Consider the following 16053-nt stretch of genomic DNA (forward strand, 5'->3'; position numbering starts at 1 on the left):
TCTCCACCCTCGCGTATGCAAGATCGTGTGAGAAAAGTCTTGCATATGACGTTATATGCCCGTGGTGCGCTCCGTTGAATACCGTGAGGTCAAAAAAATCCACGTGGCCCAATTTCCCTGATAAACAATTTGCCGCCCGCCATTTCATTCCAGCGTGAGATCCAACGCCCCCATCAGACCGTCGCTCCCCAGATGGAAGGTTTCCCACTTCATCAGTAGTGAGCGCGCCACGAAGTGCTGTTTCAAGCCGACCTTGTAATAAGGCACGCACTTCAGCGGTGTCCCTCGCCTGTCATGCTGCAGTGACCAGCGTTATATGGCCCAGTTCCCTTCGAATGGGATACGATTGGACACAGTCAATCCCCATAATCGGTTAGCTTGATCCATGTCACTCGCCCACTTCACCCTCCTCGCGTTGCTTGGTGCCGTTGCTCCGGCAACGGCTGCCAGTTGGTCCGGCCTGTACATGGGGTACTACAGAGACAACGGCTACATCGCCTTGCAACTTCTCGAGACGAAGGAAGGTAGCGTCGTTGGCCGGTATCGACAAGTGGTTGTCACTGAGAACGGAGCAAAGGCAGATTTCGATGCTCCAGTGTCCGGAGCAGTACAAGGGAGTCAAATAGTAGGTCGCATTGAGCGCCCCTGGGCCCAAGGGGGTGTCATCGCGTTTTCCGGGACCCGGACGAATTCAAGCATCCGGCTCTCCGGCGGTGATGGATTACAGGGCAACCTAGCTTCTTCGAGCGAGCGAGATGAGCAGATGATCATCTCCGAATTGGCGTCCCGCGCAAAGCAAGCGGCAAATGCCACACGTGCGGCGAAGGCCCAGCTGAATGCAAACAGGCTCGCCAAGTCTGGGTTGGTCGACATAGACACAGCGCTGAAGCAGGCACGGGAGTTCCAAATTAGAGGGACCGAAACGGTGAGTGCCCTAGCGAAGATTCCGGCACTCTACGAAGCCGTTTCGGACCGGCTCGAGAAGATGGCCGCACACGCTCGGACGCTCCACGATGGTGTAGCGCGGTCGCAGGTTTCCGTCGCAATGACTCAACTGATGGTTGAGGGGCTTATTGGAACAAATGTGAAGGTAGAGAACTCGGAATCGAACGCCAGAGCAGCTCATGATAGGGTGGAAAGTAGCCTTTCTACCGCGAAGACCATCTGCACTCAACGCACCTCCAAGGGGCTGTATGAGACTGAATATCATGCCAAATGCCAGTTAGTCCTCCCTGCCACTGAAGCAGTAGGCAAGCTATTCCAAAAAATGGAGGCGCTCTTCAAGCGCTTGGACAGTGCCTTCAAAACGACCGAAGCACGGAGCAACACCCTGATAGCCGAGGTCGACGAGCTTCGATAGCTTTCAAGAAATTCCTTTGACTTTTATCTGTCCAGAACAGATGAGCAGTAGAGCGGCTAACCATTTTGCGGGCAAGCACTTACGGTTGGACCTTCTGTCTCAGACGCCAAGTGCTCCGACTCAAGAGCAGCAAAACGAAATGTGAGGAAGCTGTCTGTTGCTACTGTCTGCTTCTGGTCGAGAACAGTCCCTTTCAAGTATCCGATCTCGCCCCAAAGCGACCTCCTCCGTCCCACTTCGCCAACCATACTGTCGCTCCCCCACATGTCGCGTCGTTATCGACATGCCGGACCACAGTAAAACCGCTGGCACTCAGCAGTTCTTGATATTCCCTCGTGTCCAAGCTGCCGTGATAAAGAGGCTTACCCTCGAACTGGCCGATAGCCTCGCCCAGACGGGTACCACTGGTAAACATCAAAACAGCACCCTGCGCCGCCAGTCGCCGAAAAGTGGCGAACATAGGCCGTTGATCTTCAGGGGATAGATGAAAAAAACTATGCCAAGCCAGCAAGCCGTGAAACGGCCCTGTCACCGGCATCTGCCGCATATCCGCCGCAATCCAGCGTTGCTGCGGCAACGACGCACGCGCACGCGCGAGCAATGGCAGCGACGTATCCACCCCGGTTACCCTGCATCCGTTCTGAATAAGGTAGCGCGCCATCGGCGCACCGTTGCCACAGCCGATATCCAGCACATCCGACCGAGAACCGGGAAGCAGCTCCAAAAACCGGTTCAGCCAAGTACGTTCGATGAATTCATGATTTCTATTTTTCTCGAACGCAGCGGCATGCTCCCGATACAGGGAAATGACGTTGTCAGCAGGAGATTTGGACAACACGGCACTCCGAAAACTTGAGCACGTGACGCTTTCAAGCATATCAGAGCCACCGACACTGCCCTCCCCTCGCCCCTACACCACCGACCGATGCCGCTCGATGCAGGTCCGCAAAATCGTATCGGTATCAAGCTCCCACCACCGATACGAAAATATCTCCACTTCGCTAAATCCCGCGAACCCCTGCGCCTCGACCCACCCCCGCGCCTTGGGAATCTCGATCACGCCATCCCCCATCATGCCCCGATCGTTCAGCAGATCGGTGGTGGGCGTAAGCCAATCGCAAACGTGAAAAGCCAATAACCGCTTCTGCCCTGCCCGCTCGATCTGCGCCTGCAACTTCGGATCCCACCAGACGTGATAAAGATCCACCGCCACGCCAATCTCCCCGCTACCCGCAGGATCCACCAGATCGCACACATCCAGCGCCTGTTCCAGCGTATTGATGCACGCCCGATCCGCCGCATACATCGGATGTAGCGGCTCGATGGCGATAGGCATCTTGCGTTCACGCGCATACTCCAGCAATTGCGCGATGCCTTCGGTCACCTGCGCCCGAGCGCGAGCGATATCGTGGTACTCGGCCTTGCCCTGCAAAGCACCCGGTAGCCCACCCACCACCAGCACCAGGCACGCCGCGTTCAGTTCGCAGGCCTCGTCCACGGCCCGGCGGTTGTCATCCCGCGCCCGCATCAAACCAGCATCATCCGACGCGGTAAACATGCCGCCGCGGCAATAGCCGGACAAGGCCAGCCCATGGCTGCGCACGACGCGCGATACCTGCTCCAGCCCAGCCGCCGCGACCTGGTCACGCCACGGAGAAATAGCCCGCACGCCCAGCCGCGCGCAGGCGTCGAGGATGTCCAGCAGCGGCACTTCCTGTCCGCGCGATTTGCGCACGGTGGCGGTGTTGATGGACATCCATTGATGGTCTTGGGAGAAATCGCGCATGGGTCGGCTACCGTAAAAAAATCACTTGATCTGGATGTTCGCGGCCTTGATGACCCGCGTGTACATGGCCCGCTCTTTGTCGATGAAGGCGGCGAACGAGGCGGGGCTGCCGCCGTCGGCGATGAAACCTTGGTTGCCCAGCCGCTCGGTGACCAGGGGGGCTTTCATGGCCGTGGCCAGTTCTTTGGACAGGACTTTGAGCACGGCGTCCGGCAGCTTGGCCGGTCCCCACAGTCCGTACCACGTGACCATGTCGAAGCCGGGTATCCCGGATTCCGCGACGGTGGGCACGTTGGGCATGGAAGGCAGGCGCGCGCTGGTGGTGACGGCCAGGGCCTTGAGTTTGCCGCTGGCCACGTGCGGATAGGTGGAGGGTATGGCGTCGATGATGGCGCTGACTTGTCCGCCCAGCAGGTCGTTCAGTGCCGGCGCGGTGCCCTTGTACGGCACGACCAGGATGTCGAGCTTGGCGTCGTGTTTGATGGCTTCTTCCGCCACGTGCATGGGCGATCCGACGGCGGAGGTGCCGAAGGTGAACTTGGCGGGGTTGGCGCGCGCCTGGTCGATGAATTCCTTGAGATTGGCAGCCGGCACGCTGGGGTGGGCCGCCAGCAGCATGGGCACGGAGCCCAGCAGCGAGATGGGCGTGAAGTCCTTGGCCGTGTCGTAGGGCACGGTGTCGGACATCAGGGCGTTGGCGATCAGGGTGGGCGACTGCACCAGCAGGGTGTAGCCGTCGGCCGGCGCGCGCGCCACGGCCTCGCTGCCGATGGCGCCGCTGGCGCCTGCGCGGTTCTCGACGACGAAGGACTGGCCCGTCTGCTCGGACAATCTGCCGGCCACCACGCGGGCGACCAGGTCCACGGTGCCGCCGGGGGCGTAGGGAACGATGATGCGCACGGGCCGCGACGGATATCCTTGCGCCTGGGCCGCCGCGGTAGCGGCCAGCACGCCTGCGCCCAGCACGATCTTGCCTATCCAGGATTTCATGCATGTCTCCTCGGTGCGTGCCGGCTATGTTTCCGGCATCGCCGTTGCGGGCGGCGCCTTAGCAGCCGCAGCCCATTTTCAACAGCTTCAAGGCGTTGCCGAAGTAAATGCCTTCGCGGTCGGCCTCGCTCAGGTCCAGCGCGTCGATGGCATCCGGAATGCTGCGGATGAAGGCCGGTCCGCCTTCCGGATCGAACGGGCAATCGGTCGCGAACAGAACTTTCTCGGCGCCGAAGAATTCCAGGCCGCAGGCCACGCCGGCCTTGGATCCGGCCAGCGCGGTGTCGGCGTAGAACATGCGGAAGTAATCGATGGGCCGCTTGGGCATGCGTTCGAGCAAACCTTCGTAGTCTTCGTCGGAGGTGCGGCTGCCGAACTGGTCCAGCCCCGGCCCCACCCTGCCGTCGAAGAACGGGATCATGGCTCCCATGTGATGGGTGATCAGTTTCATCTCGGGCAGCTTGTCGAAGAAGCCGGAGAACACCATGCGGGTCATGGCCGCGCTGGTTTCGTAGGGCCAGCCGAAGGTCCACCAGATCTCGAACTTGGACTTCTTTTCGGTCAGGTAGTCGGGGAAGTTCGCGCCGCGGGCCGGGTGCATCCAGATCGGGACCTGGTATTCGTTGACCGCTTTCTCGAAGATGGGCCAGAACTCGGGATCGTCCAGCGGCCGGCCGTTGACGTTGGTGAAGATCTGGATGCCCCGCGCGCCCAGTTTGCCGATGGCCCGGTCCATTTCCCGCAGCGCGGCCTCGACGTTGTTCATGGGCAGCGAAGCGACGAAGGCCGGGAATTTGTCGGGATGCTGGGCGACGATCTCGGCCATGCCGTCGTTGGCCAGGCGGGCCAGTTCCGGCGAGTCTTCCGGCCCGGCCACGAACTCGATGGGCGGCGACGACAGAGTCAGGATCTGCTGGTATCCCGGGAACTCGTCCATCATCTTCAGGCGGGCGTCCAGGTCGTACAGGACCGGCACCGTCAACCAGCGCTTGATCGCGCCCTGGTCCTTGGCGAGCGCTTTCATGCGCTCGAAGTACGCGGGCGGGAACAGGTGCGAATAGCTATCGATTTTTCTCACGCGGCTTCCTTTGTCGAGACCGATCCAGCGGGGTCCTATCGTCCATCCACGCCATGCAGGGCCAGCAAGGTATTCATGCGGCCCACCGCCAGCTCGGGCTGCTCCAGCAGGCCCGCCGCGTCCGCCAGCCGGAACAGCTCGGCGAAGTGTTGCAGCGAACGCGTGCTCTGCTGCCCGCCCACCATCGCGAAGTGGTCCTGGTGGCCGTTGAGCCAGGCCATGAACACGACGCCGGTCTTGTAGAAGCGCGTGGGCGCGCTGAAGATGTGGCGCGATAGCGGCACGGTGGGCGCCAGGATGCGGTTGAAGGCGTCCACGTTGCCGGCCGCCAATTCCGCCAGCGCCGCGCTGGCGGCCGGCGCGATGGCGTCGAAGATGCCCAGCAGCGCGTCGCTGTGGCGGTGGTTGGGCAGTTCGCCCTGGCCGTCGCCGGCGATCAGTTCGGCGTAGTTGAAGTCGTCGCCGGTGTACATGCGCACGCCGGCCGGCAGGCGGCGGCGCATGGCGATTTCCTTGTCCTTGTCCAGCAGCGAGATCTTGATGCCGTCGACCTTGTCGGGATGCGCGGCGATCACGTCCAGCGCCGTCCGCATGGCGGCATCCACGTCGCCGCTGCCCCAGTAGCCCTTCAGCGCGGGGTCGAACATGTCGCCCAGCCAGTGCAGGATGACGGGTTCGCGGGCCTGGCTCAGGATGCGGTCGTAGACGCGTTCGTAGTCGGCGGGGCCACGGGCCACGCGAGCCAGCGCGCGGCTGGCCATGACGATCAGGCGGCCGCCCAGGCCTTCGATGGCGGCCATCTGTTCTTCGTAGGCGCGGATCACATCGTCGATGCTTCGGGCGTCCTCGGGTGCCAGGTGGTCGGTGCCGCAACCCGAGGCCACGCGCGCGCCGGGCACGTCGCGGGCCGCGTCCAGCGAGCGGCGGATCAGCTCCAGCGACGTCGGCCAGTCCAGCCCCATGCCGCGCTGCGCGGTGTCCATGGCCTCGGCCACGCCCAGGCCCAGCGCCCACAGGCGCTGGCGGTAGGCGATGGTGGCATCCCAGTCCACGGCGCATTGCAGCCACGGGTCGATGGCCGCCAGCGGATCGGCCACCACGTGCGCCGCCGAATAGGCGATGCGATCGAACTGCGCGCCGGCGGGCGGCGCCTGGAACGGCGCGCGGTCGCGCAGCGCGTATCGCCGCAGGCCGCCGGCCGCCGGCAGGTTGATGGACAGGCTCATCGCCGGGCTCCGACGTCCAGCCGGGGCACGTCCACCCAGCGCCGTTCCTTCCAGCTTTGCAGCGCGGCCTCGACCAGTTGCACGCCCTTGGCACCCTCGGGCAACGTCCAGCGGTACGGGGCGTCCTCCACCACGTGGCGGATGAAGTGCTCCCACTGGATCTTGAAGCCGTTGTCGTAGGCCTGGGTGTCGGGCACTTCCTGCCATTGTTCGAAGAACGGCATGGTCTGTTTCACGTCCGGGTTCCAGATCGGCTTGGGCGTGTTGACGCGCGACTGCGTGCGGCAGTCGGTCAGCCCCGCCACGGCCGAGCCGTGCGTGCCGTCCACGTGGAAGGTGACCAGGTCGTCGCGGCGCACGCGGGTGGTCCACGAGCTGTTCACCTGCGCGACCACGCCGTCGGCCAGTTCGAAGGTGGCGTAGCAGGCGTCGTCGGCGGTGGCCTGGTAGGGCTTGCCGGCTTCGTCCCAGCGCGTGGGGATGTGCGTCTTGCCCAGGCAGGACACGGCCTGCACTTCGCCGAACAGGTTGTCCAGCACGTAGCGCCAGTGGCAGACCATGTCGAGAATGATGCCGCCGCCGTCCTCGGTGCGGTAGTTCCAGGACGGCCGCTGGATGGGTTGCAGGTCGCCCTCGAACACCCAGTAGCCGAACTCGATGCGCACCGACAGGATCTTGCCGAAGAAGCCCGCCTTGTTCAGCATGTCGAGCTTGCGCAGGCCCGGCAGGAACAGCTTGTCCTGCACCGCGCCGTGCTTGAGGCCCGAGCCTTCGGCCAGCCGGCAGATCTCCACCGCCTCGTTCAGGTTGGTGGCGATGGGCTTCTCGCAATACACGTGCTTGCCGGCGCGGATGGCCTTGGCCAGCAGCGTGGGGCGCATCTGCGTCGTGCCGGCGTCGAAGAACACCGAGTCGTCCGGGTTGGCCAGAGCCTCGTCCAGATCCGTGCCCCAGCGCGGGATGTCGTGGGCCTTGGCCAGGGCTTCCATCTTCTCGGCATTGCGGCCGACCAGGATGGGGTCGGGCATGACCTTGTCGCCGTTGGACAGCGTGACGCCGCCCTGCTTGCGTATGGCCACGATGGACCGGATCAGGTGCTGGTTCATGCCCATGCGGCCGGTCACCCCGTGCATGATCAGGCCGAGTCGTTGTGTTGCCATGCGTGTCTCCGTCGTCGACTGTGTGCGGGTCTGCACTTAATTCACCATTTGGTGAATAGTGACGGCATGGCCGGCGGATGTCAACGGCGGGAACGAAATACGGGCAGCGGGAAAAACCCTAATCCGTGTCAGACTGGCATGATTCCGGCCCTGGCCGGACAGGCTCGATCAAGGAGAAACATGCAAAGCCCCCCGATACCGATGGAAATCCGCGGCCAGGTGGCCCTGGCCCGTGCCGTGATCGAACGGCATCTGGCCGGCACGCTGGCGGCGATCCACCTGTACGGCTCGGCGCTGGACGGCGGCTTGAAGCGATACAGCGACATCGACCTGTTGGCGGCCGTGCGCGCGCGCCTGCCCGAGGCGGTGCGGCGCGATCTGATGCAGGATCTGTTGACGGTCTCGGCGCCCGTGGACAGCGGCGGGCCATGGCGGGCGCTGGAAGTGACCGTCGTCGTCCTGGAGGACGTGGTGCCCTGGCGCCATCCGGCCCGGCGCGAACTACAGTTCGGCGAGTGGTTGCGGCAGGACCTGCTGGCCGGCGTCGTCGAGCCTCCGGTCCCGGACCACGATCTCGCGATCCTGTTGACCAAGGCCCGGCAGCACGGCATCGCCCTGGTTGGCCCGCCGGCCGCGTCCCTGCTCGAGGCGGTGCCGCCGCGCGACTTCCGCACCGCACTGGCCGATACCCTGGCGCAGTGGAATACCGAAGAGGATTGGGAAGGCGACGAACGCAACATCCTCCTGGCCCTGGCGCGCATCTGGTACAGCGCCGCCACCGGCCGGATCGCGCCCAAGGACGTCGCGGCAGCGTGGGCGCTGGAACGCCTGCCCGACGATCACCGCCCCACCCTGGCGGCCGCGCGGGCCGCCTACCTGGACGGGGAACAGGATGGCCCTGCCGACGGCGAACGGGTCGCCGCCTTCATCCGCTACGCCCGGCCGGAAATAGAAAGCATCCTGGCGGGATCCGCCTTGCGCGATCTCGCATAAAAAAAGGCGGCCCGCGATACGGGCCGCCCAATACAGGCAACAACGACAACGAAAAGAAGAATCAGCCGGCCACGGGGGCTTCCTTGCCTTCGACCTGGACGCGGAAACCCGAGCGCACGTTGGGCCAGTAGTCCCAGATCGCCTTGTGGTGCGTGCAGCGGTTATCCCAGAACGCGATCGAATGCGGCTCCCAGCGGAAGCGGCAGGTCCACTCGGGCTTGTTGCAGTGGTCGACCAGGAATTTCAGCACGCGTTCGCCTTCCAGCCTGGGCAGCTCGTTGATGTGCGACGTGAAGTCGGTGTTCACGTAGATCAGCTTCTTGCCGCTTTCGGGGTGGCGCACGATGACCGGGTGCGAGGAAATCGGCGTGCCGGGACCGAAGACGCGCGTGCCGTCATGGGTGGCGGTCAGGCCTTCCAGGTAGGCCTTCATCCGGGGCGACAGCGCCTCGTAGGCCGCGTACATGCTGGCGAACATGGTGTCGCCGCCGCCGTGCGGGGGCACCGTGTGGTTGTACAGCATGCTGCCCAGCGGCGGGATGGCCGCACACGACTGGTCGCTGTGGAAGTTCTCGCCCGAGATCTGCTTGGAGGTCTCGTCGTAGTGGAACTTGCGCACCAGCGGATTATCGGTGGTCTTGCTGATGGTGTTGACGCCGACGTGCTTGCCCAGCGAGCCGAAATATTCGGCCGTGCGGATCTGGTCCTCGAAACTGATTTTCTGGTCGCGAAAGAAAATGACCTGGTATTCGATGAATGCCGCGTGCAGTTCCTTGACCTCCTGGTCGGACAGCGGGCGGGTCAGATCGATATTCCCGATTTCCGCGCCAATATGCGGGGATATGGGTTTGACCGTTATGGCTTCATATTTCATGATGTTTTCCTGATTCCGCAAAAACAAACTACCGGCAACCCCGGCGGCCACCGGCAGCCCGGTCGGCATGGATAGAATCATCTCCCGTGGGCCGCGATCCTGCTAGCCCCCAGGGCGACTAGTTGTTATGCAATTTTCGCATTACTCAGGCAGCGGGTTCGCTGCCGACCAGCGTTTCCGCCGCGGTTTGCCGCAGCAGGTCCACGGTCTTGGCGGTCAACAGCGTGGGCGGCCGGCGGCTGTGCGTGACCAGCCCGATCACCCCGCCCACCACGGGTTCGACCAGCGGACAGATGCGCAGGTCGGTGCCCGGCATGCCCGCCCGCACCAGGTTGTACGGCACCACCGCCGCGCCGAAGCCCTTGTCGACCAGCGCCACGATGGCCTCGACGCCGTCGATCTCGAAGGCGATGTCCAGCACGATGCCCTGCCGCGCGGCTTCGGCCTCGACCAGCATGCGTAGCGGATGCGGCTCGGACGGGAAGATCAGCCGGTGTTCGGCCAGGTGGGAAAACGCCAGCGGACGGCTCTCCTGCCCCGCCTCGGTCTTGCGCAGGATCAGGCACAGCGGCTCGCGCACCAGGGGCTCGATCTCGGTCAGGGTGGAAACGGCCGGGTCGTACATCAGCGCGGCGTCCAGCTTGTCGGAAATCAGGCGCTCGTACAGCGTCATGCTGAGCGCCTCGACGATGGTAAGCCTGGCCAGCGGGAAGCGTTCGCTGAAGGCGCGCACCAGCGGCACCGTCAGCACCCGCCCCAGGGACGGCGGCATGCCGATCACCACGCGGCCGGTGATCTCGGTTTCGGACCGCGACAGCACCTGGGTGGCGGCGTCGAGCTGCTGCAGCACGCTGCGGGAGAACAACAGGAACTGCTCGCCCGCATCGGTCAGGACGATGCCGCGCCCATGGCGATGGAACAGGGTCTTGCGCAGGTCCACCTCGAGCTGGCGGATCTGCCTGCTCAGGAAAGGCTGCCCCAGGCCCAGGGCCGCGGCGGCCCGGCTGAAGCTGCCATGCTCGGCCACGCGGACGAAGTATTCGAGCTGCTTGAAATCCATGGTTTTCGATCTAACAGAAATGCAGTATTCGCATAGCTTGTTGCTATCTTCCAGCGAAGGCGGCGATTTGGCAAGAAGCGCTTGACACCCTTCGACGCGCGCCTATAGTGTGTCACCTATTAACCATTGGACCATACACGAAACACGACATTCGGTTTAAACACCACATATCGTGATCGTTTTTTTCGTGCCGGTCCCGTGGACCGCGCCAACCATCCCCGGTTTGCGCGGATTATCAACGGAAGAGACATCAATATATTTCCGCCCATATGGCCGGAATAACCCGCATTTATCCGCCCCGAATCGGCGGGATATCTTCTTCCTTCGTTTTTTCGTCCAGAGAGCATTCACCATGGTATTGAGAAAATACGTGCTGCGCGCCTGTGTCGCCGCCACCTTCGCATCCATCGGACTGTCGGCGGCCCACGCCCAAGGCTATCCGACCCGCCCCGTCACCATGGTGGTGCCCTTCGCAGCCGGAGGTTCCTCCGACATCCTCGCCCGCGCCTTCGGCGCCTCGCTGGCCGCCCGCCTGGGGCAGCCGGTCATCATCGAGAACAAGCCCGGCGCGGGCGGCATCATCGCCTCCGACTACGTCGCGCGCGCGCAGCCGGACGGCTACACGCTGCTGTTCGGCACCATCGGCACCCACGCCATCAATGCGGTGCTGAAGAAGACCCTGCCCTTCGACGTCGCCAAGAGCTTCACCGCCATCGGCCGCCTGCAGGACGGTCCGCTGGTCCTGGTGGTCAACCCCTCGCTGCAGGTCAAGAACCTGCAAGGCCTGATCGACTACGCCCGCGCCAACCCGGACAAGCTCTCGTACGCCTCGGCGGGCATCGGCGCCATCTCCCACCTGGGCGGCGAACTGTTCAAGTCGGAAGCCAAGGTGGAGATCGTCCACGTTCCGTACAAGGGCGGCGGCGCCGCCATGCCGGACCTGTTGGGCGGACAGGTCCAGCTCATGCTGGAAACCATCCCCAACACGCTGTCCTCGGTCCGCGCCGGCAAGCTGCGCGCACTGGCCATCAGCAGCGACAAGCGCTCGGCCGCCCTGCCCGACGTGCCCACCTTCAAGGAAAGCGGCCTGAAGGGCCTGGACGTCACGACCTGGACCGGCCTGTTCGGCCCCGCGAACCTGCCCGCCGACATCGCCTCGCGCCTGAATGCCGAGATCGCCAAGGTCGCCGCCGACCGCGACTACATCGCGCGCATCGAGCAGACCGGCAGCGAAGTCGCCAAGCCCATGACCGGGGAACAGTTCGCCGCCTTCGTCGGCAGCGAGGTCACGCGCTGGCGCAAGGTGGCGCAGGCCGCGGGCGTGCAGCCGGAATAAGCCTAGCCCGGAACGTCGCCGCGCGGCCCGGAGGCCGCGCGCGGCTCCGCCCGGGCCGAGGCGGCCTGCACGGGCACGGCCTGGGGGGACAGGGATTTCATGCAGGCGGCGTAGTCGGCGTCGACGTCGGCCAGCGAGGTATTGCCGCCATAGATTTCCGAGACCAGTCCGATGAACCAGGTCCGGGTCTCGACATCGTCGATGTGCGAGTTGGAAAGCACGGCATCGATCGTACGCTGGGCGGTCCATCCCATGTCCCGCAGCCGGACGACGATCTCCTTCACGTCACGACTGGTCACGCACTCCTCCTGCCCCGAAGTCGTTGCACCCGCCCGGTCGTAACCGTTCATGGTGCACCCCATCGTCACAGCGGTCGCGAGCCCCGCGAGCACCGTTCTCATGGATTCCGCAGTCCTTGTAAATTTTATCGTTGTGTGGCCAGCGGCAAGCATATAGAAGCACGGCCCCGAACTCCACAACGCCGCGAAACTCTTTGCGTTGCGCGCGACATGGCCGCGCCGGCGCAACCCGCCCTGTTAAACCCGGAAAAAACCGCAACGGCGCTGTAACCCCTGGTGGCCGGGCATGCGGCTAAGCTCGACAGAAATCGGAACGGACTCCGCCATGCGCATTCCCCCCACGACGCGCGAGACCCGCCACACTGCGGAAACCCATCTCAGGGCCGCCGTGCATCCGCTGCGTCCGGACATCCCGGCCCGGGCCATCACCATCGAGACCGACGAGCGCGGACTCTGGAGCGCCCAGATCTTCGGCGTCGAGCAGTCCCTGCAAAACCCCGGGGAATCCCTGCAACGGGAAGTGATGGACCGGCTGTCGCAATGGCACCCCATCTACGAGCACGAAGAAATCGCGGCGCTGCTGACCACCCTCAAGATCATCGCGCCCAAGGCGGGGCTGGCCATCCCGCCCGGAGCCCTGAAGCTGATCGAGCTGCCCGCCGGCGTCCTCGTGCTGACGCTGAACGACGTTCCGGTCGTGGCCTCCGAGGACCCCCTGCACCTCCTGTCCCAGGCCCTGGTCAGCCTGCGCGCCGCGCAGGACGCGGCGCGCTGACCGGCCCCCCGGGCATCCCCCAGCATCTCCCCAAGGCTTCGGCTGGTATCATGATGCTTCCCGCCCGTTCAGGGCGGGCCAGCAACAGGTGAAGCATGTTCCCAGCACGACTCACAGACGGCTACCGCTCTTTCCTGGGCGGCCGTTTCAACGACGAGCGCACCCGCTACAAGACGCTTGCCGAAAAGGGCCAGAAGCCCGAAATCATGGTCATAGGCTGTTGCGATTCCCGCGTGGCCCCGGAAGTCATCTTCGACGCCGGCGCCGGCGAGATCTTCGTGGTCCGCAACGTCGCCAACCTCGTCCCCCCCTACGAAGGCATCACCCAGCACTATCACGGCACCAGCGCGGCGCTGGAGTTCGCGGTGCAGTCGCTGCGCGTCAAGCACATCGTCGTGCTCGGCCACGCGTTGTGCGGGGGCGTCTCGGCCTTCGCCAACAGCGCCGACCCGCTTTCGCCCGGGGACTTCATCGGCAAGTGGATGCAGCAGATCGCCCCGGTGGTCGAACGCACCGTCCCGCCCGGCGAAAACCCCGGCATGTACATCCGACAGCTGGAACTGGCCACGGTCGAACACAGCCTGAACAACCTGATGACCTTCCCGTGCGTGCGCATCCTGGCCGAACGTGGCCAGTTGCAATTGCATGGGGCCTACTTCGGCGTCGCCACCGGCGTGCTGATGGTTCGCGACCCCGCCACCGGCGAGTTCCATCCCGTCACCGAAGGCCCCATCCCGCTGGACTAGGGCAACAATTTTTACGCAACGTCATCGGGCATCGGCGGTCCAAGCGGTTTGCACCGCGCACGGCCGCTGCGCATGGAGCCTGGACCATGATGTTACGTATTGCCGCCACGGCGCTGTTGTCCCTGTCCCTTCCCCTGCTCGCCCACGCCGCCGGCACCGCCCGGCTGGCCGGACTGGACGACCGGGGGCAGCCTTTTTCCGCCTCGGTCGAATACGCCGGCAACAACCTCAGGGCCGCCTCGCCGCAGAGCCCCAACAACTACCTGCTGGCCCGCGGCGACAAGATCTACGCCGTCAGCCGCGTCAACGGACAGCAGGTGGTCATGGAAGCGGCCGACCTGATGCGCATGGCGGGCGGCCTGATGCCCAGCCCCACGGCCGCCCTCGAGCAGGTCAGCGCCATCGTGTCCCTGCAGCCGACCACGCGCAGCGAGACCGTGGCCGGATTGGGCGGCACCGTCTACGTGCTGACCTATGAAGACGGCCGCCGGCAGCGGCGCACCGAGGAACTGGTCCTGACCTCGGCCCCCGCGGCCAGCGAACTGACCACCGCGGCGCTGAAACTGGGCCGCAGCCTGGCCTCGCTGTCGGGCACCCTGCTTCCCCCCGGCGCCGACGATCTGGCGCGGCGCCTGCAGGCGGACCGGCTCGGCCTCCTGCGCTTCGGCGACCGCTTCAGGGTGGAGACCCTGGACGACCGCGCGCCCCAGGCCTCGCGCTTCGAATTGCCCGGCGGCTCATTCCAGATACCCGACCTGCGGGGCCTCTTGCCCGGTCTGGGCGGCCGCTAGGGCACGCAAACCGCGCGGACCCGGCTAGAATGCCGGGATCCGCACGCCTGCCCGAGCCCATGCCCCTTCCCGTCCTGCCCTTCCTGCGCCACGGGAACACGGAGTCCCCATGACACGCGCCACGAGATTCGGCGTGGCCACCATCGTCGTCGGGATCGCCGTCCTTGGCCTGAAATACCTCGCCTACCGGCTGACCGGCAGCATCGCGCTGTATTCCGACGCGCTGGAAAGCATCATCAACGTGGCCACGGCCGTCATCACCGTGGTGGCCCTGTCGGTCAGCGCCATTCCCGCCGACTCCAACCACCCCTACGGCCACAACAAGGCCGAGTACCTGTCCGCGGTCCTGGAAAGCACGCTGATCGTGTTCGCCGCGCTGGCCATCCTGCGCGAGGCCTACCAGGGCTTCCTGAACCCCCGACCGCTGGACGCGCCGGTGCTGGGCATGGCGATCAACCTGGGCGCCACGCTGATCAACGGCGTCTGGGGAGCCTTGCTGATGCGCTACGGGCGCCGCTGGCACTCGCCGGCGCTGGTCGCCGACGGCCGCCACCTGTGGACCGACGTGGTCTCGTCGATAGGCGTGGTGATCGGCGTGGCGCTGGTGGCGCTGACCGGCTGGACCCGCCTGGACTCCATCATCGCCGGCCTGGTGGCGCTGCACATCCTGTGGTCCGGGTGGCAGTTGATGCGCGACTCGGTGGGCGGCCTGATGGACGAGGCCCTGCCCCGCGAAATCGTCGACGGCGTGCGGCGGATCATCCACGAACACGGCACCGGGGCGCTGCAAGCCCACACCCTGCGCTCGCGCCGCTCGGGCCCCCGCGTCTTCATCGAATTCAATCTGGTCGTGCCCGGCGCGATGCCGGTAGGCGCCGCCCACGCGATCTGCGACCGGCTGGAAGCCGCCATCCATGGCTACATCGAAGGCAGCTCCATCGTCATCCACATCGAACCCGAACAACAGGCGGTCGCCTCGCCCGAGGTCCGCATCAGCTGAGCCCCACGCATCATGTTCACTTCCCCTCCCGATTCCCTCTCCCATCCGGCCATCGTCGACGCCACCCGCGCGTGGCTGGAGAAGGCCGTCATCGGCCTGAACCTCTGTCCCTTCGCCAAGGCCGTCCACACGAAGGGCCAGATCCAGTACGTGGTCAGCGACGCGCGCGACCCCGACGCGCTGCTCGAGGAACTGGGCGCATGCCTGCGCACGCTGGCGCAGAGCGACCCGGAACAGGTCGACACCGTGCTGCTGATCCACCCCTGGGCGCTGGCCGATTTCTACGACTACAACGAGTTCCTGGACGAGGCCGACGCCGCCGTGGAAGCGCTGGGCCTGGAAGGCGAGATACAGGTCGCCAGCTTCCACCCCGACTACCAGTTCGCGGGCACCGGCGCCGACGACATCGAGAACTACAGCAACCGCTCGCCCTACCCCACCCTGCACCTGCTGCGCGAGGCCAGCGTGGACAAGGCCGTGGAGGCGTTCCCGGAAGCCGAGAGCATCTACGAACGCAACATCGAGACGCTGCGCGAACTGGGCCACGAAGGCTGGAAGAAACTGGGACTGTAGGGCGCC

The 16053-nt window shown here is 64.9% G+C and carries 17 protein-coding genes; 8 read left to right on the top strand and 9 right to left on the bottom strand.

Annotated elements, in window-relative coordinates:
• Window positions 1-385: 385 nt before the first annotated feature.
• Window positions 386-1360 (top strand): hypothetical protein, encoded by a 975-nt coding sequence (locus WKR98_RS18245; RefSeq protein ID WP_341434290.1) that lies wholly within the window; start codon window positions 386-388, stop codon window positions 1358-1360.
• 193 nt (window positions 1361-1553) lie between these two features.
• Here the strand turns inward: WKR98_RS18245 and WKR98_RS18250 are convergent, their stop codons facing one another.
• From WKR98_RS18250 to WKR98_RS18275, 6 genes are all read right to left on the bottom strand, one after another.
• Window positions 1554-2195, bottom strand: coding sequence for a class I SAM-dependent methyltransferase (locus tag WKR98_RS18250; RefSeq protein WP_341434291.1), 642 nt, complete (start codon window positions 2193-2195; stop codon window positions 1554-1556).
• Window positions 2196-2270: 75 nt separating this feature from the next.
• Complete coding sequence (locus WKR98_RS18255; RefSeq protein WP_341434292.1) at window positions 2271-3146, bottom strand: sugar phosphate isomerase/epimerase family protein; 876 nt, start codon at window positions 3144-3146, stop codon at window positions 2271-2273.
• A 21-nt stretch (window positions 3147-3167) separates the two neighbouring features.
• A complete protein-coding gene (locus WKR98_RS18260) occupies window positions 3168-4136 on the bottom strand; it encodes a Bug family tripartite tricarboxylate transporter substrate binding protein (RefSeq protein WP_341434293.1) in 969 nt (322 codons plus the stop codon).
• Window positions 4137-4194: 58 nt separating this feature from the next.
• A complete protein-coding gene (locus WKR98_RS18265; protein WP_341434294.1) occupies window positions 4195-5214 on the bottom strand; it encodes an amidohydrolase family protein in 1020 nt (339 codons plus the stop codon).
• A gap of 35 nt (window positions 5215-5249) precedes the next feature.
• A complete protein-coding gene (locus tag WKR98_RS18270) occupies window positions 5250-6440 on the bottom strand; it encodes a dihydrodipicolinate synthase family protein (RefSeq protein ID WP_341434295.1) in 1191 nt (396 codons plus the stop codon).
• On the bottom strand, window positions 6437-7600 hold the full coding sequence (locus tag WKR98_RS18275) for a Gfo/Idh/MocA family protein (RefSeq protein ID WP_341434296.1): 1164 nt from the start codon (window positions 7598-7600) through the stop codon (window positions 6437-6439). Before WKR98_RS18275 ends, WKR98_RS18270 begins: the two co-directional genes overlap by 4 nt.
• A gap of 180 nt (window positions 7601-7780) precedes the next feature.
• On the opposite strand from WKR98_RS18275, the gene WKR98_RS18280 reads away from it, so the two are divergent.
• Window positions 7781-8593 carry an aminoglycoside adenylyltransferase family protein gene (locus tag WKR98_RS18280; RefSeq protein WP_341434297.1) on the top strand — a complete coding sequence of 271 codons (813 nt, stop codon included), beginning with the start codon at window positions 7781-7783 and terminating at the stop codon, window positions 8591-8593.
• Between the two features lie 61 nt (window positions 8594-8654).
• Here WKR98_RS18280 and WKR98_RS18285 read toward each other — a convergent pair whose 3' ends face one another.
• Together WKR98_RS18285 and WKR98_RS18290 are read right to left on the bottom strand one after the other, a co-directional pair.
• Complete coding sequence (locus WKR98_RS18285; protein WP_124689299.1) at window positions 8655-9467, bottom strand: TauD/TfdA dioxygenase family protein; 813 nt, start codon at window positions 9465-9467, stop codon at window positions 8655-8657.
• A gap of 145 nt (window positions 9468-9612) precedes the next feature.
• Window positions 9613-10527, bottom strand: coding sequence for a LysR family transcriptional regulator (locus WKR98_RS18290; RefSeq protein WP_341434298.1), 915 nt, complete (start codon window positions 10525-10527; stop codon window positions 9613-9615).
• A 352-nt stretch (window positions 10528-10879) separates the two neighbouring features.
• On the opposite strand from WKR98_RS18290, the gene WKR98_RS18295 reads away from it, so the two are divergent.
• Complete coding sequence (locus tag WKR98_RS18295; RefSeq protein WP_124689297.1) at window positions 10880-11863, top strand: Bug family tripartite tricarboxylate transporter substrate binding protein; 984 nt, start codon at window positions 10880-10882, stop codon at window positions 11861-11863.
• Window positions 11864-11865: 2 nt separating this feature from the next.
• Here WKR98_RS18295 and WKR98_RS18300 read toward each other — a convergent pair whose 3' ends face one another.
• Window positions 11866-12162: a hypothetical protein gene (locus tag WKR98_RS18300; protein ID WP_124689296.1), complete on the bottom strand. Its 297-nt coding sequence runs from the start codon at window positions 12160-12162 to the stop codon at window positions 11866-11868.
• A 325-nt stretch (window positions 12163-12487) separates the two neighbouring features.
• Here WKR98_RS18300 and WKR98_RS18305 point away from each other — a divergent pair, with 325 nt between their 5' ends.
• From WKR98_RS18305 to WKR98_RS18325, 5 genes are all read left to right on the top strand, one after another.
• Window positions 12488-12937 carry a hypothetical protein gene (locus WKR98_RS18305; RefSeq protein WP_124689295.1) on the top strand — a complete coding sequence of 150 codons (450 nt, stop codon included), beginning with the start codon at window positions 12488-12490 and terminating at the stop codon, window positions 12935-12937.
• A 95-nt stretch (window positions 12938-13032) separates the two neighbouring features.
• Complete coding sequence (locus tag WKR98_RS18310) at window positions 13033-13683, top strand: carbonic anhydrase (RefSeq protein ID WP_124689294.1); 651 nt, start codon at window positions 13033-13035, stop codon at window positions 13681-13683.
• An 86-nt stretch (window positions 13684-13769) separates the two neighbouring features.
• Entirely contained in the window at window positions 13770-14474 is a 705-nt protein-coding gene (locus tag WKR98_RS18315) for a hypothetical protein (protein ID WP_124689293.1), read from the top strand.
• Between the two features lie 109 nt (window positions 14475-14583).
• Complete coding sequence (locus WKR98_RS18320) at window positions 14584-15474, top strand: cation diffusion facilitator family transporter (protein ID WP_124689292.1); 891 nt, start codon at window positions 14584-14586, stop codon at window positions 15472-15474.
• A 12-nt stretch (window positions 15475-15486) separates the two neighbouring features.
• Window positions 15487-16047 (top strand): DUF1415 domain-containing protein, encoded by a 561-nt coding sequence (locus WKR98_RS18325; RefSeq protein ID WP_341434299.1) that lies wholly within the window; start codon window positions 15487-15489, stop codon window positions 16045-16047.
• The last annotated feature ends 6 nt before the right edge of the window (window positions 16048-16053 follow it).

The organism is Pigmentiphaga sp. YJ18, from assembly GCF_038066655.1.
Taxonomy (GTDB): domain Bacteria; phylum Pseudomonadota; class Gammaproteobacteria; order Burkholderiales; family Burkholderiaceae_B; genus Pigmentiphaga.